This is a genomic window from Pseudomonas arabinosi, assembly GCF_047758675.1.
GTDB lineage: Bacteria > Pseudomonadota > Gammaproteobacteria > Pseudomonadales > Pseudomonadaceae > Aquipseudomonas > Aquipseudomonas arabinosi.
Map to the genome: position 1 here is coordinate 3,020,452 of NZ_CP180480.1, position 17,248 is coordinate 3,037,699.

The following is a 17,248-nucleotide window of genomic DNA, read 5'->3' on the forward strand; positions in this document are numbered from 1 at the left end:
CCCTGATGGCATTGATTGCGGACATCCAGAAGCTGGAGCCCGGCGGGGAAGTGCGGCTGTTTGAAATCGACGGCACGGAATACGGTGCGGATGTGCTGCGCTTCCATGCTCATGCGATTCCGCACACGCCGGCTGAGTTGCTGGCGTACGAGGGGTCGCCTGATGAACTGCCGGCGAAATCGATCATTTGGCAGGGCAACGAATACGCGGCCTGGCCAGTGCAGATTGAAGGTATCGGCGCAGATATCAGCGGCAGCGCTACACGACCGACGTTTATGGCTGGCAACGTCAATGGGCGAATCACCGCACTGTGCCTTGCCTTCGATGACCTGCTGAAGTTTCAGCTGACCGTGCGCGAGACGTTGGTCCAGTACCTTGATGCCGTGAACTTCCCCGACGGCAACCCGACCGCCGATCCGACGCAAGAAGCGCTGGAAATCTGGTTCATCGACCAGAAGACCGGTGAGGACGGCGAGGTTGTGCAGTGGGAGTTGTCCTCTCCTGGTGAGATCGACAACCACGGACTGCCGGGTAGGCAGATGACGACCTTCTGCCATTGGGCAATGACCGGCGGCTACCGCGGGCCGAACTGCGGTTACACCGGCGGTTCCATGTTCGATGATGACGACAACCCCACGGACGACCCGAGCAAGGACGAGTGCAAGGGCGGGCTCATGTCCTGCAAGTTGCGCTTCGGACAGAACAACCAACTTCCTCACGGCGGATTCCCTGCTGTGTCACTGATCGCACGGAGTTGACCATGCGCAAGCACATATTGAGCGCCATGGCAGCGCACGCGGCAGCTCAGTATCCGAAAGAGGCGTGCGGGCTGGTGTTGGCGATCGGGCGTAAGCAGAAGTACTTCCCGTGCCGGAACATCGCGAGCGAGCCGACCGAAGAGTTTCGGATCGAACCGGAGGATTACGCTGCTGCGGAAGACATGGGCGAGGTGATTGGGATCTTTCATTCACACCCAGACGCCACCAGCAGGCCTTCGCCGCGCGACCTCGCGATGTGTGAAGCGACAGCGATGCCGTGGCACATTCTGAGCTGGCCCGAAGGCGACCTGCGCACCGTGATGCCGACCGGCGATGTCCCTTTGCTGAGGCGACCATTCGTGCACGGCGCCTGGGACTGTTGGCAAGTCTGCGCCGATTGGTATAAGCGCGAGTGGGGTCTGGAGTTTGAAGCCTTCGAGCGCGCTGATGGCTGGTGGGAGAGCAAGGACAACGCCAGCCTTTACGAAGCCAACTATGAGACCGCCGGGTTCTACCGGGTCGATCAGCCGCAGCGTGGCGATATGGTCGTGATGGAAGTAGGGCGGACGGTTTACCCGAACCACGCCGGGATATTCCTCGGCACAGATCCGGCGCTGCCCAGTGAGGATGCAGCCACCTTTGGACCTGGGCCTTTCCTGCTACACCACCTGTACGGGCGCCCAAGCGAGATCATCGTCTTCGGCGGCCCATGGCTCGACCGAACACGCCTGATCCTCAGGCACAAAGATGCACAGCCAACCACATGATGCGGCAGGGCCGCGGGAGAAGGGAATGAAATCCAGCCAAAGCTACACGCTGACCATCAAGGATCTGTGCGCCATGTCGGGTGGTTCGATCTGCGGCGGCAACGTAGAGATCGCGATCATGGATAGCGAGAATGAGATCGATCGTTTTACGGTTTCCGGGAAGGTCGGGCCGGATGGGGAAGGGTATCGTCGCAGTTATATTGGGAAGCCAGGGCTGAGCGCCAAAGTCGCGTCCGGCCCCGGATCAATCACGATGACATCAGTTTTGGATTGAGTTAGTCCAGACGAAATCATCTGTCCCTGGCTTGTGGGATCCATAGTGCGCAACGTAGCCGTCGCCAGCTTTCTTCACCTCAGACTCCGCTTCATCTTTGCTCGGGTAAATGCCGTGAAAGCTCCAAGGCGCATTTCGAGTTACGCCCCAACCGAGAACCCAGCCTGAGTTTTCTGGATCCTTTGGTAGTAAATTGCTCATCTTGACCTCCAGGTCATAAACGCGCCGAAATTGGCGCAATCCCAGTCCTTGGGCTTGCAGGCAAAGGACTGGGGAATCCTCTCTAGATAAACGTTGCACTTTGAACGATGGATATTCTCCTTAGCGTTTCCTCGTCGCTGTTTTTTATCTCTTCGGCCAGGTTCTTGATGTAGTCCACATCTTCTTGGGTAACCGCTCGATCTCTGTTAAGGGGAAGATGTGCCGCAATGATTTTTGAGACTGGCATCTCGGTAGAACCCAGCTCTTCAATCAGAGCTGCGCGAGCAACGCAGACTCCGAAGTCATCGGCGCCAGGGGCGCATATCTTCCTATTAATTGATGCCGCTCGATCCGTGTTAATCCCCATCTCGCCGCTGTCCTTGTCATTGTCTTTGAAGGGCAAGAGGCTACTATCGGAGATCGGCGGGGCGTTACTGGGGATTCGTACAGGCGGGGAAGAGCCCGGCGGAGCGGGCTATTCTGGGAGTGCTGCGGTCTCCGGATCAAGAATTTCGAGCAGCATCTGGTCATGCTCCGCGCGCGATGCCCTATAGAACATGCACCGATCTAGAAGAATCCGTTTCATGCTCCGGGCAGACGCAAGGTGCCTGGGCTCAACAGAGATCGTCGCGGTCTTACCGCTGCTACTGTCGGTCACTTCCAGGTGGTATCGCCCAATCAAGCCGTCGTCTCGTTTGGTGTGGCCGAGGCATTTGAAGTTGAAAGGGGTGTCTGTCATACCGTGCTCCCAATTCAGAGTGTGAATGGTTCCTGCCTTCGGCTCGTAAGGACTGGGAAATCCGTTGTGTGGCGGCAGGAGGCTACTACGGAGGGTGACGGGGCGTTACTGGGGATTCGTACAGATGTATCCCGGCTGGTTACTTTGTGGGCCGCTGCTAGGCTTGTCAGTGGCTTTATGCCACTTACCCCACAAGGAGCGTTGGCAATGCGAAACCTCATTTGGATGTTGTTTTTGATTCCGCTATCGGGATGTCTGCAGCAGGTTGCAAAGCCAAGCGAAATAACCCTCGTCGAAGCGATGAAAGAGGTTGGTGAAGGATTAGCTGCTATGCGCGAAGCCCAAGGAGACATTAGAACTGGGCTAATTGCTGAGTCTGCGGAAGTCACCTTTAAAATTTCGGCGGATGCTACGAATGGAGGAAAGTTGAAAGTAGATTTAGCTCCACCAGCGGTTAGTGATGGCGTCGGGATTGGTGGGGAGCTTTCTGCTGAAAGGACTTCTGGCAGATCAAATACCGTGACAGTGAAGTTCAAAAACTTGCTAACACTTCCGAAAGATTCCGTTGGATACGCAGTAGTAGGTGCTCAAATTGGTCTACAGCCTGAGGTAGCAGCACCGAAACCAGAGGTCCCTAAACCTGGTAGCGCTCCAAAAGCACCGGAGTCCCCGTCGAACGCTGGCACTCGACCATCAATCCCAGTGAGAATACTTCCTGACGACATTACTAAGTGGATACAGTCAAAACAGCCTACTTTGCCATCGAAATAGGCCAATTGATCCGGATAGGGCTTAGCCTCACGCGGGACTTTTTCGTTTCAATACACCCAGTGCTACAGTCACCCCCTTTCAGGACGAGGAAGAATCATGCGGATTTTGATTGGGACGGTGACCTGAGATTCCGCACGTCCTGACATGAGGAAGCCCAGGCTAGTGCTGGGCTTTTTTCATCTGGCTGAAATGGAATCAACGCCGATTAGGTTGCAGCAGCATTGCAACCCGTGCACCAGACTGGGTGGTGCTCTCGTAGCGCTGGCCAGCCTTTACCGTCGCGCTGATATGCTCGGACTTATTTATACCTCTGCCGGGGTCGCGCACGGTGTAGACAATGTCCACCTTTGCGGTCCCGTCAGCCTTTAGATCTCTGACGACGCAGCCGATCATATGGCCAGAAACAAGATTCACTCCAGAGCGCTCCCCGCTTGATTCGCCGGTGACGTGGCCGGCCAGCGTGAGGCAGTTCCAAGAAAACTCATCAATATCGATTTTTAGTGCGACCTGCTTAGGGTGTGGATCGGCCAAGTCCACATTGGCCTCATAAATGACCTTGCCGTTATAGGTCATTGTTTGATGGCTCATCACTGGAATATGTGGAAAAGAATCGTTAGAACTTGGCTGCGCAGCGGATGCGGTTGTCGCCATCAAGACCAAGGTGAAGAGTGTGTTTGCAATGCGAGAGGGCATAACTGAAAATTCCTTGTAAGGGTGTTTTTGTATCGTCCCAGGCAAAGGATTCTTTAGATTAAGGCCTCGATGCTACAGTGCGGCCCTTTCCACAGGAGTGACCTGCATGAAACTATTCGTAGGGGCGTTGGCGGTGATGCTGTTGGCGGGGTGTTCGACTTCGCCAATGTCTGCGCGAGACGCGGACCCAGTGCCAAGTGACGAGTTGTATGCGTTTCAAAGCAAATCGGCTAGCACCTCATCTCGAATTACAGTAGTCCGGGATGGTGGCTTTGTCGGCTCGGGGTGCGATTTGGTTTTTTACATTGAGGGGCGGCGAGCCGCCAAGATCGGACCGGGACAGCGTGCCAGTTTTTACGTTGAGCCGGGAGCGGTAAACCTAGGTACAGGTCTTGCCGAGTCTGGGCTTTGTGCTGGTGCGGCAATAAGGACAATCAGCGCGAATCTCAAGCCGGGCGTTGAGAGCCAGTTCCGTATTAGCGGAGATATGAGTGGCTTCTTCTTGGCTCCTTATGTGGATTACGGCGGCCGTTGAGTCCGCGATTTTCGAAAGCCGCCTACGGGCGGTTTTTTATTTGGAGCAAATGTAATGTCTGCATCAGCTATCGATTACCAGCCGCTCACAACCATTAAGTTGTATGGGGCGTTGCGTCAGTTCGGGCGGGAGTTCAGGTTGTCCGTCCGCTCACCATCAGAGGCAATCAAAGCACTTTGTATTCAGGTGCCGGGGTTCGAGCGGTTCCTGTCGAACGCGAAATCTCGCGGGCTAGAGTTCGCAGTTTTTCGAGGCTCAAAAAACATTGGAGAAGCTGAGCTGGGTTATCACGGTGCTGGTGATATTCGCATCGCACCAATTATTGTCGGTAGCAAGCGTGGTGGAATACTCCAAACCATCGTTGGCGCGGTGATGATCGTTGCGGGCATCTTCCTACTTGCCACTCCGTTTGGCGCTCCACTTATTGCCGCAGGCATCGGGCTCGTCGCCGGCGGCGTAATCCAGATGCTCAGTCCTCAACCCAAAGGCCTGAAAACGAGTGCCGCTCCTGAGAACACTCCGGGTTATGCCTTCGGCAGCGCGAAGAACACCACAGCATCCGGCAACCCAGTGCCGCTCTGCTACGGAAAGCGCCGGGTGGGCGGGGCGATCATCAGCGCCGCGATCTACGCCGAAGACCAGATGTAGCCAAACACTGAACACCACAGCCGCCCATGAGGCGGTTTTTTATTGCCTGGAGAAACGCATGGGCGCAGCACAGAAACTCGACGTCTTCGGCGCCAAGGGTGGATCGGACAAGCCAAAGACCCCGACCGAAGCACCGGACAGCCTGCGCTCGGTGGCAGTGGCCAAGATCCTTATTGCGATGGGTGAGGGAGAGTTCGCCGGCAATCCTACAGCACAGGACATCTACCTCGACAACACCCCGCTGCAAGACCCTCAGGGCAACATGAACTTCCCTAACGTGAAGTTCGAGTATCGCAACGGTTCTGTTGAGCAGGACTATATCCAAGGTATCCCTTCGGTTGAGAACGAAACCACTCTGGGCATCGAGTTGCGCAGCGGCACGCCCTGGGTACGGGCGATCAGCAACACAGAACTGTCGGCTGTTCGGTTGCGGTTCACCTGGCCAGCCCTGCAATCGGTCGATGCCAGCGGCAACGTGAATGGCTACCGGATTGAATACAAGGTTGAGCTGGCAACCGATGGCGGGGCCTATCAGCAAGTGCTGAGCGAAGCCGTCGACGGTAAAACCACCAGCACCTATGAGCGCACTCGTCGCATTGATTTGCCTGTGGCGACCAGTGGCTGGCTGATCCGCGTCACCCGCATTACGCCGAACCAGAACAACAACAAAATCGCCGACACCATGCAGATCGCCGGCTTCACTGAAGTCATCGACGCCAAGCTGCGTTACCCGAATACCGCGCTGCTCTACATCGAATTCTCGGCCGAGCAGTTCCGCAGTATTCCCGCGGTGACTGTCGATACCAAACTGAAAATTATGCCGGTGCCGAGCAATTATGATCCGGAAACTCGGAGCTATACCGGGATCTGGGACGGCACCTTCAAGCCGGCTTGGACGGACAACCCTGCGTGGATGACCCATGACATCACCGTCAGCGATCGATTCGGTCTTGGCCGGCGGATCAAGCCATGGCAGGTCGACAAGTGGGAGCTGTACCGGATCGCTCAGTACTGCGATCAGTTGGTGCCGGATGGTAAAGGCGGCCAAGAGCCGCGCTTCATCTGCAATCTAAACCTTCAGGGCAAGGCCGACGCCTGGTCACTGCTGCGCGATATCTCGGCGATTTATCGCGGGATGACCTACTGGGCTCAGGGCCAAGTCTTCACGCTGTCCGACATGCCGCGCGCCACCGACTTCGACTTCGCCTACACCCGGGCGAATGTCATCGACGGTAAGTTCACTTACTCGAGCGCATCGGAACGCACTCGCTACAGTCGAGCCCTGATCAGCTACGACAACCCAGCCAACAACTACGACACTGATGTCACTGCGGTGACGGATGCCAAGCTTCAGCGGCGCTACGGCGACAATCCGCTGGAGATCAGCGCGATCGGCTGCACCCGCGAGTCTGAAGCGCAGCGCCGTGGCAAGTGGGCGCTACTGACCAACTCCAAGGATCGCGGGATCAGCTTCAAGGTTGGCCTGGACGGGCGCATTCCTTTACCGGGATACGTCATCCCTGTTGCGGATGAGCTGCTCGCTGGGCGCGCAATCGGCGGGCGAATCTCGGCGGCTGCCGGCCGAGTCATCACGCTGGACCGTGACACCCAGGCCAAGGCAGGCGACAGGCTAATCTTGAACCTGCCTAACGGTAACTGCGAAGGTCGCACCGTGCAGTCAGTGTCCGGCCGTGCGGTGACGGTAACCACGTCCTATTCGGTTGCGCCAGAGGCCGAGCTTGTCTGGGCGCTCGATGCCGACGACCTGGCCGTGCCGTTGTATCGCGTGACCTCCGTATCTCGACCAGAGGCTGGCGTGTTCGAGATTTCGGCCGTCCAGTACGACCCGAGCAAGTTCGCTCATATCGACACCGGCGCACGACTGGAAGAACGCCCTATTAGCGTGATTCCGATCACCGTCGTTCCGGCGCCGGCCAGCGTTACCGTCACGTCGAACTCGGTGGTGTCCCAGGGCATTGCCGTCGCCACCATGACCATCACTTGGCCCGCGGTGAACGGCGCAGTTGCGTATGACGTCGAGTGGCGTAAGGACAGCGGGAACTGGATAAAGCTGCAGCGCACTGGGATGACCGGTGTCGACGTGGTGGGCATCTACGCTGGCGCTTACGTGGCCCGCGTCCGCGCGGTGAGCGCCTTCGACATTTCGTCGATCTGGCGCAACTCGATCCTGACCAATCTGAAGGGCAAAGAGGGTCTGCCGCCGGCGCTCAGCTACCTGACGGCCACGCCGCTGCTGTTCGGCATCTACTTGAAGTGGGGCTTCCCGGCTGGCGCCGAAGACACCCAGCGGACTGAAGTCTGGTACGGGCCGACGACCAGCTTGGAAGCTGCAACCAAGCTGACCGACCTGTCGTACCCGCAAAGCGATTTCTCGATGCTGGGCTTGCGCGCAGGGGTGACGCTCTACTTCTGGGGTCGCCTGGTGGATCGGATCGGCAATATCGGCCCGTGGTACCCAATTGGTATGGGGGTGCAGGGTCAATCGAGTGCCGACGCCGCTGCTATCTTGGAGATGATCGCCGGGCAGATCGGCGAAACCGAACTCGGTCAGGACCTGCTGGACGAGATCAACAAAATCCCGGGCCTTCAGGATCAGATCGATGCGCTGGACGGACTGAAGGGCTACGACCCCGAGCTGCCTTACACCAAAGGGCAGTTGATCGTCGAAAGTGGCCACATCTATCAAGCCGTGCTGCCTGTTCCGGTCAATACGCCTCCGCCAAACCTGACGTACTGGGCAGACGTGGGCGACCTTCTCGAGACAGCCAATGGTCTGGCCGAACAAGTGGCCACCCACACTACGCAGATAACGGAGCTGGACGGTGAGGTGACGGCCACCGCGACAGCCTTCCAAGCACTGCGCGCTTCTTTCCGTGATGACGACGGGGAGGGCGAACTGGCGGATGCGCTGAAGGGATGGAGTAGTACTGCGGCTATCGCCACGGAAGAGAAGGTGAGGGCGTCGGAGAATCTTGCCAGCGCGCAGAAGATCACCACTCTGACCGCCGCAGTCGGCGAGAACGAAGCCAATGTCATCGACCTGCGCCAGACCGTGGCCACGGATAAGGAAGCCACCGCTACGGCGATCACTCAGGTCAATGTGAAGGTCGGCGAGAACACCTCCGCCATTCAGGAGACAGCGATCGCCTACGCAGACACCAGCGGAAAACTGTCGACCATGTGGTCGGTGAAGATGCAGATCACTGCTGGCGGGCAGTACGTCGCCGCCGGCATCGGTTTGGGCATCGAGAACACTGGTGCGGGATTGCAAAGCCAGTTCCTGGTCAGCGCCGATCGGTTCGCCATCGTCAACACCATTGCCGGCGGCGCCATCTCGGTTCCGTTTGCGGTGCAGGGTGGCCAGGTGTTTATGAACTCGGCGTTCATCGCGGACGGCACTATCACCAACGCCAAGATCGGCAGCTACATCAGCTCGACCAACTACATCGCCGGCCAGCAAGGCTGGATTCTCAATAAAGACGGAACGCTTGAAATCAACGGCATCGTCCCCGGCCAAGGGCGGCTGGTGATCAACTCGCTGAACGTCTCGGTCTACGACGCGAACAACGTGTTGCGTGTCCGGCTCGGCTATCTGGGGTGAACCATGGCACATGGAATGCGGATCTGGGGCCCCGACGGCGTGCTCCAGGTCGACGAGAACTCGTTCACCATTCGGGTGGTGCTTTCAACTTTAGTGACGTTCACTGGTGGGAAGTCCAATCAGGACTTCTCCATACCGGGAGTTGGCCCCGCGAACGGCTCAGCGATTGTCGTCCCTGTTGGTACCTACACGGACCAGCAACAGCAGTTTGAAACCGAACTCGTCGACAACGTCGCCCGGGTTTACAACCACACCAGAGGCTATGCCGCGAGCTATGTCGCGACGGGGACGATGCGACTGATCGTCATGAGGTTCAATTAATGGCGTACGGACTTCAATTCACGAACAGCAGCAATGTGGTTACCATCGACTCGGAATTTGCCAGGCTGATGGTTATTGCCAGCGGCAGATACGCCCCAACAGAAGAAGGAGGCATGGCGTCAACGACATACTTTGCCAGGCCGGTGACATCACAGGAGCCGCCGCTGGTATTCGTACGACCCGACACCGTCGCCGGGATCGCCGGCCTGAGCGGCATGAGGTTGATCGGCTCGGCGGGAAACTGGATTGGCTTCTATGTTCGGACTTATAGCGCTGCCACTGCTCAGCCTAACGGCCGATATTTTGTTGCAGCCTTTGCAGCACAGGCCGTGGCTCAGTACGGCATGCGCCTTTGGGACGGCACCGGAAAAATGCTTTTCGACTCAGGAACACCCAGCGCCAGTTTTACGCGAGCCTTCCAAAACTGGGCATACGTGAAGTCGGATCAGACCGATCAGGGGCTGTACCGAAACTACTACTCGGTGCCTTTCAACTTCCCCCAAAACGAATTCATGCTGATCAACAACTTCGGAATGACCATGGTATCCGGCGGGAACATCCCTCGGCAGCTTTACAGTACTTGGGATTTCACCACCGGCACTCTCTACGCTGTAACTGTCGCGGCCAATAACCCATTCAATTTTTTTCTCCCTGCGGTTTTCGCAAAACAAGCCGTCTAACTCTTCTTTTTATAGGATGCCGCCATGCCCTGGCACAGATTGGGAACGGTTTCTGTCACCCAAAATTCGAGCACCGTGACCGGTGTAAATACCGCTTTTGCAGCAAACACTCGGATCGGTGATGCCTTCATCGGACCAGATGGGCGCCAATACGAGCTTGGGAACGTCGCAAGCGATACGGTGATCTCGATCATCCCCCCGTATCTGGGGCCAACAGTCGCTGGTGCGGCTTACGCAGTAACACCGGTTCAGGGTTACCAAAAAGGCTTGGCTGATCAGGTGCGGGACTGGGTGAATACCTACGGTCCAAAAATGGCAGCACTCGGCACCACCGGCAACTACGATATTTTGCCAGTGAACAAGGGGGGGACGGGTGGCACTGATCAGGCGGCGGGTCGCGCCGGGCTAGGGTTAGGCGCTGCCGCAACTGAAAATGTAATCCCCGTGACGAAGGGAGGCACTGGCGGGGCGGATCAGGCAGGCGGGCGCGCCGGCCTTGGGCTGGGTTCCGTAGCGACTGAAAACATCGTGCCGGTGACGAAGGGGGGTACCGGTGGAAATAGCCAGGCTTCGGCCAGGACGGGGCTCGGCCTTGGAGCAGCTGCCGTCGCGGCTATTCTTGGAACTGTATCGCAGTCGGGAGGCGTACCTACCGGCGACATCATGCAGGTGGTGACAAACGCCAACGGCACGGCTTTTAAGTTTGCTTCTGGATTCATGGTTTGTTTGTCACCTCCGTTGACTGTGGCCGGAACCACCGCATCATTTGGCGCGCTGTTTATCTCCCCAACTTCCACCGGGTGGTTCTATCCAGTTGTGTTTGTCGGCACAGCCCCGTACGTGGATGGCACGAACGGCAACTCGGTGCAGTTCTCAATTAATCCTCGATCGATCAGTAACACAACAGCAGAATTTGTTGGGATCTATCCAGCGTCCTCCAGTGGCGCTCTAACAGTCTTCGCTTTCGCAGTCGGGAGGTGGTTCTAATGATTATCAAGCTTTTGCCTCAGTGTCGCGATGACACCCTAGAGGTGATAAAAGTCGGTAATGTCCTGACTATCAATGGAGGGACCTTCGATTTCTCACCGATGGCCGAAGGCGCGACCTTGCCACGAACGGCTATTGCCTCAGAGTGGTTTGCCGATGATGTGACCATGCAAGACGGGGCACTCATACTGACTCTGCTGCTGCCACTGCCAGCGAATTACAGCCCGCAGCAGGCTTTCCCGGTACCGCTGGTGATTACGGCCGACGGCCCGGTGGTATTTCCACAGCCTTTACCTGTCGCGGTCGCCGCGGCGGTGGCGCCAGATGAACAGCTGGCCATCGCGCCGGACACCCAGGAGGCCGAAGCATGAGCGGAAACATCGATTGGACCCAACTGATCACCAAGGCAATGAAAGACCAGGCGGCCACAGATAGAGTCCTTGCCGCTGTCGTAGCGGACAGTGCCAAGCGCCGCGCCGTTGCCGACACCGCCATTGCGCCACTGCAAGATGCTGTGGATGTTGACGACGCCACAGCCGCTGAAGTTTCTCTACTGAAGGCCTGGAAAAAATATCGAGTAGCACTGAATCGGCTTCCCGAGCAGCCCGGCTATCCAGCTACGATCGATTGGCCAGTCGTCCCGGCCTGATATTCGACGAACACCAGCACCCGCCATTGAGCGGGTTTATTTTTGCCTGGAGAAAACCATGCGTGATCGCTGTAATGCTCTCGCTCAGCGAGAAGTCCAGACGAGTAGGGTGCGGAGCTGATTCAGTTCGCGCCCAATTTAAACTTTATGTTGTTTGACGGCCACCAAGACCACGACGGCGGTGGGGTATAGCAGCCGGGTTGATTGGCTGGGGTCGCATCACAGCGGACGGTATAGCCCTTGTTGTTGATTTCCCTTCCGCCTTCACCGGTGCCGCGCTCACTGTATGAGGAGCAGCCGCCGAGCAAAGCGGCAATCAAAAGAATCGTTTGGTACTTCATAAATGCCTCCATGCGTGGAGCGCACAGCTTAACAATTGAGTCCCGTCGAGTGCGGGCTTTTTTTCGTCTGGAGAAAAGTGATGACCACAACAGAAAGAGACCGCGATGTCCTTGCCCGTACGCTATGGGGTGAGGCGCGCGGTGAAAGCCTGGCCGGCCAGATCGCCGTGGCCTGGACGATCCGCAATCGCGTGAACGATGGCAAAGCCAAGTCGTGGTGGGGGGAGGGCTATGCTGGCGTGTGCCAGAAGCCGTACCAGTTCAGCTGCTGGAATAAGAACGACCCGAACTTCATTTACCTGAGTGGCACGAAGCCCATCCCGTTCCGCGAGTTCGCTCAAGCGCAGATTGCCGCTGACCAGGTGCTGGCCGGTAAAGTGGCAGATCCCACCAGCGGAGCTACGCACTATTACGCGACCGCTATGACGAAGGCCCCAGACTGGGCAGCGAAGGCCAAGAAGACGCTGAAGCTCGGGCGCCACGTCTTCTTCAAGGATGTGCCGTGATGATGCCGGTGACCAAGGGCTGATACTGCTGGCAGCTTGCCAAGCGTACGTCCGGGAGGTCACCGCTGGAAGGTAAATTAACAGTCTTGCTGTTGAGTACCAGAAGTCGGATGGAGGTCAATGAACTGCCGAGGACCTCGGAACTGGTACGTGATCAAATTTGGAAATTTCTTTGATCCAGAAGCGGCGATATTTAGTTTGGTTTGGCGACAGCGGTTTGTGATTTGACCAGGGATGCTCAGTTTTCAAGCTGGCGCGATACACCTCCCACTCCTTCTCCTCGGCCACTTCCTGGGCTCTTTTTTTATCATCGAACCAGCCAAGTACGTAAACTTCGCCCTGATCCATACCATGTTCGATCAGTAGATAGATATCTTTCATAAGCTTGAACCCGCTACTACACGTTCTAAAATCCCCTGATTTTGGGGCATTGCTTTGACTATCGGCAGGCACTTTCAGTAATTGAGTTTTATCGATGAATGGCGCGAAGTCGATGTTCTGGACGGAATCCTGTTATCTGGAATTTCTGTAGAAAAATCCCGTACAAATGCAAAGCCCCTAAGGTTCGCGACTTCGGGGCTTCTATTTTCGCCTCCATCCCTTAATTGGTGGCGAACGTGGGAGGGATATTGTGGCGCAAGGCCGGCTCACTACTGCTATGTGGGGATTGTGTTCGGTCGGCAGGACACCGGAGGAGGGGTGTATTAGGGGGCGTGACTTTTGCGTGACTCTCTCACGCACGTGTAAGCACTTGTGGGCATTCGATTGCAGCGAGCGCCAGTAAAAACAGCCATTTCACAAGGTCTTACAGGGGTACTGCGTGCATGGGGTGCTAGGGGTTTAGCGTGGCGATCGATTGCTGTCACTCGGGTGTCATCAGCACCGCGAGCGTCAGCTTGATGAACTCCTCATTCTTATCGATCGTGTCCAAGGCGCCGCGCACGTTGTCTGCGACGTCAGCCGAGCCGCGGGCCTCGACCCAATTGGAAAGCTCCAGGATGGCGGCCTCCAAGGCGAGTTGGTTTTCGTTGATCTTAAACAGTAGGGAAGGGAGCAGGTCTGAATGTGGCATCGTAAATCCTCAGTTTTGAGGACAGCGTAGCATCGCGTTACATGAAGGATGTTTAACGATCGGCAGGACGCCGGAGGAGGGTAAAAGCGGGTTAGTTCTGGAACGCTTCCATACTAGTTATGGAACACATGCCGATCGGCGGATATTTCGCCAAATCCCAGAAACGACAAAGCCCTGAATAATCAGGGCTTTGTCGGTACAAATATGGCGGAGGCGATGGGATTCGAACTCATGGACCTGTTACAGTCGACGGTTTTCAAGACCGTTGCCTTAAACCACTCGGCCACACCTCCGTTGCGTTGCGGGCGCCATAATACCTGAATGAAACACACTGTCAAACTCTCTGCATAGCTTGTTACAGAGCGTCTGTTATGATCTTTGCGACTGAACGTTTCAAACCAACAGGAGTGTCGCCATGCGCGAACAGGATTACGCAGTTAATAACAGCGTGCAGGCTGAGCAGCTAGAGGTTAGCCGCGTCCTGCGCAACACTTACGGCTTACTCGCTCTCACCCTCGCATTCAGCGGCGTGATGGCGTTTGTCGCTCAGCAGATGCGTGTCGGCTACCCGAATATCTTCGTGGTGCTGATCGGTTTCTACGGCCTTTTCTTCCTCACCAACAAACTCCGTGATTCGGCTTGGGGCCTGGTATCGGCGTTTGCCCTGACCGGTTTCATGGGTTTCCTGCTCGGCCCGATCCTCAACCGTTACCTGGGTATGCAGGGCGGCGCCGAGGTGGTCAGTTCGGCCTTCGCGATGACTGCGCTGGTGTTCGGCGGTCTGTCGGCTTATGTGCTGATTACCCGCAAGGACATGAGTTTCCTGGGTGGTTTCATCACCGCAGGCTTCTTCGTGCTGCTGGGTGCGACGCTGGCGAGCCTGTTCTTCCAGATCAGCGGTCTGCAACTGGCGATCAGCGCAGGTTTCGTACTGTTCTCCTCGGTCTGCATTCTGTTCCAGACCAGCGCCATCATTCACGGCGGCGAGCGCAACTACATCATGGCGACCATTAGCCTGTATGTATCGATCTACAACCTGTTCATCAGCTTGTTGCAGATCTTCGGCATCATGAGCCGCGATGATTAATCGCCAGGCTTGAAATAAAAAACCCGCGAAAGCGGGTTTTTTTTGCCTGCGATTTGGAAAAAATTCACGCCATCGGTGGCAACCGGCGTTTGACCGGGGTTTTCTTGACGATTGCAGTGTTGGTTTCGGCATGGGTATTCAGGCGGTCGAGCAGGGTGTCCAGTTGCTCCATCGAACGCACATGCAGGCGGGCGATGAAACAGTCGTCGCCGGTGACCTTGTCGCACTCCGTGAACTCCGGGATGGCCTGGATCTGCCGCTCCACTTCCTGCAACTGGCCCGGCAGTGGGCGAATGCGCACGATGGCCTGGAGTTGATAACCGAAGCTCTTGGGATCAATCTCGACGGTATAGCCCTTGAGCACGCCGCGTTCCTCAAGGCGCCGCAAGCGTTCGGCAACGCTGGGCGAGGACAGGCCGCTGATCTGCGCCAAGGCCTTGAGCGAGCGCCGTGAGTCTTCCATCAACGCCGTGATCAGTACTTGGTCGATATCGTCAGTCATGGCGAAACCTCGATTAGGCAATTATTCAAAACCGCCTTGATAAAAAAGGCAGATTTCGAGTTTAGCCTGCTTTTTGCGCTGGAGAAGCCCCTCGGCGGATTGGCATACTTTGGGCTCAAACACAGGAGTCTGATGATGGACAAAACAATACGTCACGGGTCATTCGAAATGACCGCCGCCATGCTGATTTCCGGGACCATCGGCTGGTTCGTGCTGGTGTCCGGGCAACCGGTGCTGGACGTAGTGTTCTGGCGTTGCGTGTTCGGCGCCGGCACGTTGTTGCTGATCTGCGCGGCATTCGGCTTCCTGCGCCCCGGCATTCTGACCCGCACCACGTTCTTGCTGGCCGTGCTCAGTGGCGTGGCGATTGTCGGCAACTGGGTGCTGTTGTTTGCTTCTTACTCCCGCGCCTCGATTGCCATTGGCACCGCGGTTTACAACGTTCAGCCGTTCATGCTGGTGGGGTTGGCCGCGTTGTTCCTCAACGAGAAAATCACCCTGCAGAAACTGTTCTGGCTGGGCATTTCGTTTCTCGGGATGCTGGCGATTGTCAGCGCACATGGCGGGCAGGGCGAGAGCGGCAATGATTACCTGATGGGCATCGCTCTGGCGCTGGGGGCGGCATTTCTTTACGCGATTGCCGCGTTGATCATCAAGCGCCTGACGGGCACACCGCCGCATCTGATCGCGTTGGTCCAGGTCACCACCGGCGTGCTGTTACTCGCGCCATTCGCGCACTTTTCGGCATTGCCGCAAGCGCCGAGCGCGTGGGCCAGTCTGGTAACGCTGGGCATTGTCCACACCGGCGTGATGTACGTGCTGCTCTACGGCGCGATCCAAAAACTGCCGACGGCACTGACCGGTGCGCTGTCGTTTATCTACCCGATTGCGGCAATCTTCGTTGACTGGTTTGCCTTCGGCCATCGCCTGGAGCCGCTGCAATGGATCGGTGTTGCCGCGATTCTGTTGGCCGCTGCGGGCATGCAACAAGGCTGGGGTCTGAAGTTTCGTCGGACGGTGACAACGCAGTAAGCCGTCAAGAAACGTCAGATGTTCCAGCGCGGTGCCGTCTTGGCCAGGCGCTGGCGCATCTCGCCGATGTTGGCGGCTAATTGCCGGACCAATAACCGATAGCCGTCCAGCGGATTGTAAACCGGCGCGGTCAGGCTTGAATCCGACGGCAATTCGACTGGCCGACTCAGCCGTTGGGACGCACCGGATTTCAGCGCTCGGGCCATACCAATCAGTTGCACCCGAATCAGCCGATGCTCGGCTTTCAAGGACGATTGCAGATGGGCCATGGCGTCCGGGTCGCTGGCATCCGGTCGGGTGTTGCCAAGGATTTCCAGAGTGCTGACACACATCCGCAAGTGGCGCTGGATGGCATCGAGTTCGGTCATGGAGATCCGCACTTCTTTGGACACCGACGGCATCAAGGAGCGCAATTGCACCATCACGGTGTTCAGGCGACCCACGAGTTTATGGTGTTCGTCATCGGTGACCGATTGGCCATTGATGATTCGCCCGTAGATTGTCGCGCAGTCGCGCAAGGCATCGGCCAGGTTGTAGCGCCAGGAATACACCGCGTAGAGCGGCAGGGCGAAGGAAAACGCCAGGGCCAGGGCGATGCCGATCAGGATGTCCACCCCACGCCACAACCCGTCGGTGATCGGATTGTCGCCATGCCCCGCGACGATAAAAACGGTAATCGCCGAGAGCAACGCGGTGTAACCACCCTTGCCGATGGCGTGGTACGAGAAAAATCCGCAAACCACCGCCATCGCGAAATAGGTCAGCCACGGCATCCCGAGCCACGCCTGTTGCGCCACCAGCAGCAAGCCGACGCCGGCGCCGATCAAGGTGCCGATGGCGCGTTCCGCGGCTTTTTTGCCGATGTTGCCGTGGTGCTGCAAACCGCCAATCACCACCAGCATCGTCACCGACGCCCACTCGCCGTGGGGCAGATTGATGCCGGTGGTCAGCAGGATCGTCGCCAGCAACCCCAGCGACACACGCACCGCGTGAATCACTCTGGCGTGGCGATAGCGCCGGTACGGGTCCAGCAACGGACGCAGCACTCGGCGCATTAGCGGTG

23 protein-coding genes and 1 tRNA gene are annotated in these 17,248 nt (G+C 57.3%); 15 read left to right on the forward strand and 9 right to left on the reverse strand.

All coding sequences use genetic code 11. The features are described 5' to 3' along the window. Positions 1–5: 5 nt before the first annotated feature. From ACMXYJ_RS14235 to ACMXYJ_RS14245, 3 genes are read left to right on the forward strand one after another with little or no spacing between them, the layout of a single operon-like run. Positions 6–758 (forward strand): phage minor tail protein L, encoded by a 753-nt coding sequence (locus ACMXYJ_RS14235; RefSeq protein ID WP_415760331.1) that lies wholly within the window; start codon positions 6–8, stop codon positions 756–758. A gap of 2 nt (positions 759–760) precedes the next feature. Further along, positions 761–1,525: a C40 family peptidase gene (locus tag ACMXYJ_RS14240; protein WP_415760332.1), complete on the forward strand. Its 765-nt coding sequence runs from the start codon at positions 761–763 to the stop codon at positions 1,523–1,525. A 25-nt stretch (positions 1,526–1,550) separates the two neighbouring features. Beyond that, positions 1,551–1,799, forward strand: coding sequence for a hypothetical protein (locus tag ACMXYJ_RS14245; protein ID WP_415760333.1), 249 nt, complete (start codon positions 1,551–1,553; stop codon positions 1,797–1,799). Here ACMXYJ_RS14245 and ACMXYJ_RS14250 read toward each other — a convergent pair. Together ACMXYJ_RS14250 and ACMXYJ_RS14255 are read right to left on the reverse strand one after the other, a co-directional pair. Next, positions 1,785–2,000, reverse strand: a complete 216-nt coding sequence (locus tag ACMXYJ_RS14250) for a hypothetical protein (RefSeq protein ID WP_415760334.1) — start codon at positions 1,998–2,000, stop codon at positions 1,785–1,787. The genes ACMXYJ_RS14245 and ACMXYJ_RS14250 overlap by 15 nt on opposite strands. Positions 2,001–2,082: 82 nt before the next feature. Then, positions 2,083–2,403, reverse strand: a complete 321-nt coding sequence (locus tag ACMXYJ_RS14255) for a hypothetical protein (protein ID WP_415760335.1) — start codon at positions 2,401–2,403, stop codon at positions 2,083–2,085. A gap of 543 nt (positions 2,404–2,946) precedes the next feature. Between ACMXYJ_RS14255 and ACMXYJ_RS14260 the strand changes: the two genes are divergently transcribed. Then, positions 2,947–3,510: a hypothetical protein gene (locus tag ACMXYJ_RS14260; protein ID WP_415760336.1), complete on the forward strand. Its 564-nt coding sequence runs from the start codon at positions 2,947–2,949 to the stop codon at positions 3,508–3,510. A gap of 195 nt (positions 3,511–3,705) precedes the next feature. On the opposite strand, the gene ACMXYJ_RS14265 is transcribed toward ACMXYJ_RS14260, so the two are convergent. Further along, the gene (locus ACMXYJ_RS14265; RefSeq protein WP_415760337.1) at positions 3,706–4,203 is read right to left on the reverse strand and encodes a hypothetical protein; all 498 of its coding nucleotides are present in this window, start codon (positions 4,201–4,203) and stop codon (positions 3,706–3,708) included. Between the two features lie 106 nt (positions 4,204–4,309). Between ACMXYJ_RS14265 and ACMXYJ_RS14270 the strand changes: the two genes are divergently transcribed. The 8 genes from ACMXYJ_RS14270 to ACMXYJ_RS14305 are packed head-to-tail and all read left to right on the forward strand — an operon-like array spanning position 4,310 to position 11,645. Next, on the forward strand, positions 4,310–4,738 hold the full coding sequence (locus ACMXYJ_RS14270) for a hypothetical protein (protein WP_415760338.1): 429 nt from the start codon (positions 4,310–4,312) through the stop codon (positions 4,736–4,738). A gap of 54 nt (positions 4,739–4,792) precedes the next feature. Continuing rightward, positions 4,793–5,386 (forward strand): tail assembly protein, encoded by a 594-nt coding sequence (locus tag ACMXYJ_RS14275; RefSeq protein WP_415760339.1) that lies wholly within the window; start codon positions 4,793–4,795, stop codon positions 5,384–5,386. Between the two features lie 58 nt (positions 5,387–5,444). Next, entirely contained in the window at positions 5,445–9,008 is a 3,564-nt protein-coding gene (locus ACMXYJ_RS14280) for a host specificity protein J (protein ID WP_415760340.1), read from the forward strand. 15 nt (positions 9,009–9,023) lie between these two features. After that, positions 9,024–9,329: a hypothetical protein gene (locus ACMXYJ_RS14285; protein ID WP_415760723.1), complete on the forward strand. Its 306-nt coding sequence runs from the start codon at positions 9,024–9,026 to the stop codon at positions 9,327–9,329. Further along, positions 9,329–10,009 (forward strand): hypothetical protein, encoded by a 681-nt coding sequence (locus ACMXYJ_RS14290; RefSeq protein ID WP_415760341.1) that lies wholly within the window; start codon positions 9,329–9,331, stop codon positions 10,007–10,009. The genes ACMXYJ_RS14285 and ACMXYJ_RS14290 overlap by 1 nt, the downstream gene beginning before the upstream one ends. A 24-nt stretch (positions 10,010–10,033) precedes the next feature. Further along, entirely contained in the window at positions 10,034–10,996 is a 963-nt protein-coding gene (locus ACMXYJ_RS14295; RefSeq protein ID WP_415760342.1) for a hypothetical protein, read from the forward strand. After that, the gene (locus ACMXYJ_RS14300; RefSeq protein ID WP_415760343.1) at positions 10,996–11,367 is read left to right on the forward strand and encodes a hypothetical protein; all 372 of its coding nucleotides are present in this window, start codon (positions 10,996–10,998) and stop codon (positions 11,365–11,367) included. The genes ACMXYJ_RS14295 and ACMXYJ_RS14300 overlap by 1 nt, the downstream gene beginning before the upstream one ends. Beyond that, the gene (locus ACMXYJ_RS14305) at positions 11,364–11,645 is read left to right on the forward strand and encodes a tail fiber assembly protein (RefSeq protein WP_415760344.1); all 282 of its coding nucleotides are present in this window, start codon (positions 11,364–11,366) and stop codon (positions 11,643–11,645) included. The genes ACMXYJ_RS14300 and ACMXYJ_RS14305 overlap by 4 nt, the downstream gene beginning before the upstream one ends. A gap of 122 nt (positions 11,646–11,767) precedes the next feature. Here ACMXYJ_RS14305 and ACMXYJ_RS14310 read toward each other — a convergent pair whose 3' ends face one another. Then, positions 11,768–11,986 carry a hypothetical protein gene (locus ACMXYJ_RS14310; RefSeq protein ID WP_415760345.1) on the reverse strand — a complete coding sequence of 73 codons (219 nt, stop codon included), beginning with the start codon at positions 11,984–11,986 and terminating at the stop codon, positions 11,768–11,770. Between the two features lie 80 nt (positions 11,987–12,066). Here ACMXYJ_RS14310 and ACMXYJ_RS14315 point away from each other — a divergent pair, with 80 nt between their 5' ends. Further along, positions 12,067–12,492, forward strand: coding sequence for a cell wall hydrolase (locus tag ACMXYJ_RS14315; RefSeq protein WP_415760346.1), 426 nt, complete (start codon positions 12,067–12,069; stop codon positions 12,490–12,492). Between the two features lie 117 nt (positions 12,493–12,609). On the opposite strand, the gene ACMXYJ_RS14320 is transcribed toward ACMXYJ_RS14315, so the two are convergent. From ACMXYJ_RS14320 to ACMXYJ_RS14330, 3 genes are all read right to left on the reverse strand, one after another. Further along, positions 12,610–12,873, reverse strand: a complete 264-nt coding sequence (locus ACMXYJ_RS14320) for a hypothetical protein (RefSeq protein ID WP_415760347.1) — start codon at positions 12,871–12,873, stop codon at positions 12,610–12,612. Between the two features lie 481 nt (positions 12,874–13,354). Further along, a complete protein-coding gene (locus tag ACMXYJ_RS14325; protein WP_056740692.1) occupies positions 13,355–13,564 on the reverse strand; it encodes a hypothetical protein in 210 nt (69 codons plus the stop codon). 205 nt (positions 13,565–13,769) lie between these two features. Further along, positions 13,770–13,857 (reverse strand) — tRNA-Ser (locus tag ACMXYJ_RS14330). Positions 13,858–13,979: 122 nt separating this feature from the next. On the opposite strand from ACMXYJ_RS14330, the gene ACMXYJ_RS14335 reads away from it, so the two are divergent. Then, positions 13,980–14,651, forward strand: a complete 672-nt coding sequence (locus tag ACMXYJ_RS14335; RefSeq protein ID WP_017339210.1) for a Bax inhibitor-1/YccA family protein — start codon at positions 13,980–13,982, stop codon at positions 14,649–14,651. A 64-nt stretch (positions 14,652–14,715) separates the two neighbouring features. Here ACMXYJ_RS14335 and ACMXYJ_RS14340 read toward each other — a convergent pair whose 3' ends face one another. Beyond that, positions 14,716–15,153, reverse strand: a complete 438-nt coding sequence (locus ACMXYJ_RS14340) for an Lrp/AsnC family transcriptional regulator (protein ID WP_056740694.1) — start codon at positions 15,151–15,153, stop codon at positions 14,716–14,718. A 135-nt stretch (positions 15,154–15,288) separates the two neighbouring features. On the opposite strand from ACMXYJ_RS14340, the gene ACMXYJ_RS14345 reads away from it, so the two are divergent. Then, positions 15,289–16,185 (forward strand): DMT family transporter, encoded by an 897-nt coding sequence (locus ACMXYJ_RS14345; protein WP_415760348.1) that lies wholly within the window; start codon positions 15,289–15,291, stop codon positions 16,183–16,185. A 14-nt stretch (positions 16,186–16,199) separates the two neighbouring features. On the opposite strand, the gene ACMXYJ_RS14350 is transcribed toward ACMXYJ_RS14345, so the two are convergent. Beyond that, positions 16,200–17,240, reverse strand: a complete 1,041-nt coding sequence (locus ACMXYJ_RS14350) for an FUSC family protein (RefSeq protein WP_415760349.1) — start codon at positions 17,238–17,240, stop codon at positions 16,200–16,202. Between the last annotated feature and the right edge of the window lie 8 nt (positions 17,241–17,248).

Bases quoted from the DNA above. Each gene is read 5' to 3' on its own strand.
- ACMXYJ_RS14235 (WP_415760331.1), top strand. From the start codon at position 6: ATGGCATTGATTGCGGACATCCAGAAGCTGGAGCCCGGCGGGGAAGTG.
- ACMXYJ_RS14240 (WP_415760332.1), top strand. From the start codon at position 761: ATGCGCAAGCACATATTGAGCGCCATGGCAGCGCACGCGGCAGCTCAG.
- ACMXYJ_RS14245 (WP_415760333.1), top strand. From the start codon at position 1,551: ATGAAATCCAGCCAAAGCTACACGCTGACCATCAAGGATCTGTGCGCC.
- ACMXYJ_RS14250 (WP_415760334.1), bottom strand. From the start codon at position 2,000: ATGAGCAATTTACTACCAAAGGATCCAGAAAACTCAGGCTGGGTTCTC.
- ACMXYJ_RS14260 (WP_415760336.1), top strand. From the start codon at position 2,947: ATGCGAAACCTCATTTGGATGTTGTTTTTGATTCCGCTATCGGGATGT.
- ACMXYJ_RS14265 (WP_415760337.1), bottom strand. From the start codon at position 4,203: ATGCCCTCTCGCATTGCAAACACACTCTTCACCTTGGTCTTGATGGCG.
- ACMXYJ_RS14270 (WP_415760338.1), top strand. From the start codon at position 4,310: ATGAAACTATTCGTAGGGGCGTTGGCGGTGATGCTGTTGGCGGGGTGT.
- ACMXYJ_RS14275 (WP_415760339.1), top strand. From the start codon at position 4,793: ATGTCTGCATCAGCTATCGATTACCAGCCGCTCACAACCATTAAGTTG.
- ACMXYJ_RS14280 (WP_415760340.1), top strand. From the start codon at position 5,445: ATGGGCGCAGCACAGAAACTCGACGTCTTCGGCGCCAAGGGTGGATCG.
- ACMXYJ_RS14285 (WP_415760723.1), top strand. From the start codon at position 9,024: ATGCGGATCTGGGGCCCCGACGGCGTGCTCCAGGTCGACGAGAACTCG.
- ACMXYJ_RS14290 (WP_415760341.1), top strand. From the start codon at position 9,329: ATGGCGTACGGACTTCAATTCACGAACAGCAGCAATGTGGTTACCATC.
- ACMXYJ_RS14295 (WP_415760342.1), top strand. From the start codon at position 10,034: ATGCCCTGGCACAGATTGGGAACGGTTTCTGTCACCCAAAATTCGAGC.
- ACMXYJ_RS14300 (WP_415760343.1), top strand. From the start codon at position 10,996: ATGATTATCAAGCTTTTGCCTCAGTGTCGCGATGACACCCTAGAGGTG.
- ACMXYJ_RS14305 (WP_415760344.1), top strand. From the start codon at position 11,364: ATGAGCGGAAACATCGATTGGACCCAACTGATCACCAAGGCAATGAAA.
- ACMXYJ_RS14310 (WP_415760345.1), bottom strand. From the start codon at position 11,986: ATGAAGTACCAAACGATTCTTTTGATTGCCGCTTTGCTCGGCGGCTGC.
- ACMXYJ_RS14315 (WP_415760346.1), top strand. From the start codon at position 12,067: ATGACCACAACAGAAAGAGACCGCGATGTCCTTGCCCGTACGCTATGG.
- ACMXYJ_RS14320 (WP_415760347.1), bottom strand. From the start codon at position 12,873: ATGAAAGATATCTATCTACTGATCGAACATGGTATGGATCAGGGCGAA.
- ACMXYJ_RS14325 (WP_056740692.1), bottom strand. From the start codon at position 13,564: ATGCCACATTCAGACCTGCTCCCTTCCCTACTGTTTAAGATCAACGAA.
- ACMXYJ_RS14335 (WP_017339210.1), top strand. From the start codon at position 13,980: ATGCGCGAACAGGATTACGCAGTTAATAACAGCGTGCAGGCTGAGCAG.
- ACMXYJ_RS14340 (WP_056740694.1), bottom strand. From the start codon at position 15,153: ATGACTGACGATATCGACCAAGTACTGATCACGGCGTTGATGGAAGAC.
- ACMXYJ_RS14345 (WP_415760348.1), top strand. From the start codon at position 15,289: ATGGACAAAACAATACGTCACGGGTCATTCGAAATGACCGCCGCCATG.
- ACMXYJ_RS14350 (WP_415760349.1), bottom strand. From the start codon at position 17,240: ATGCGCCGAGTGCTGCGTCCGTTGCTGGACCCGTACCGGCGCTATCGC.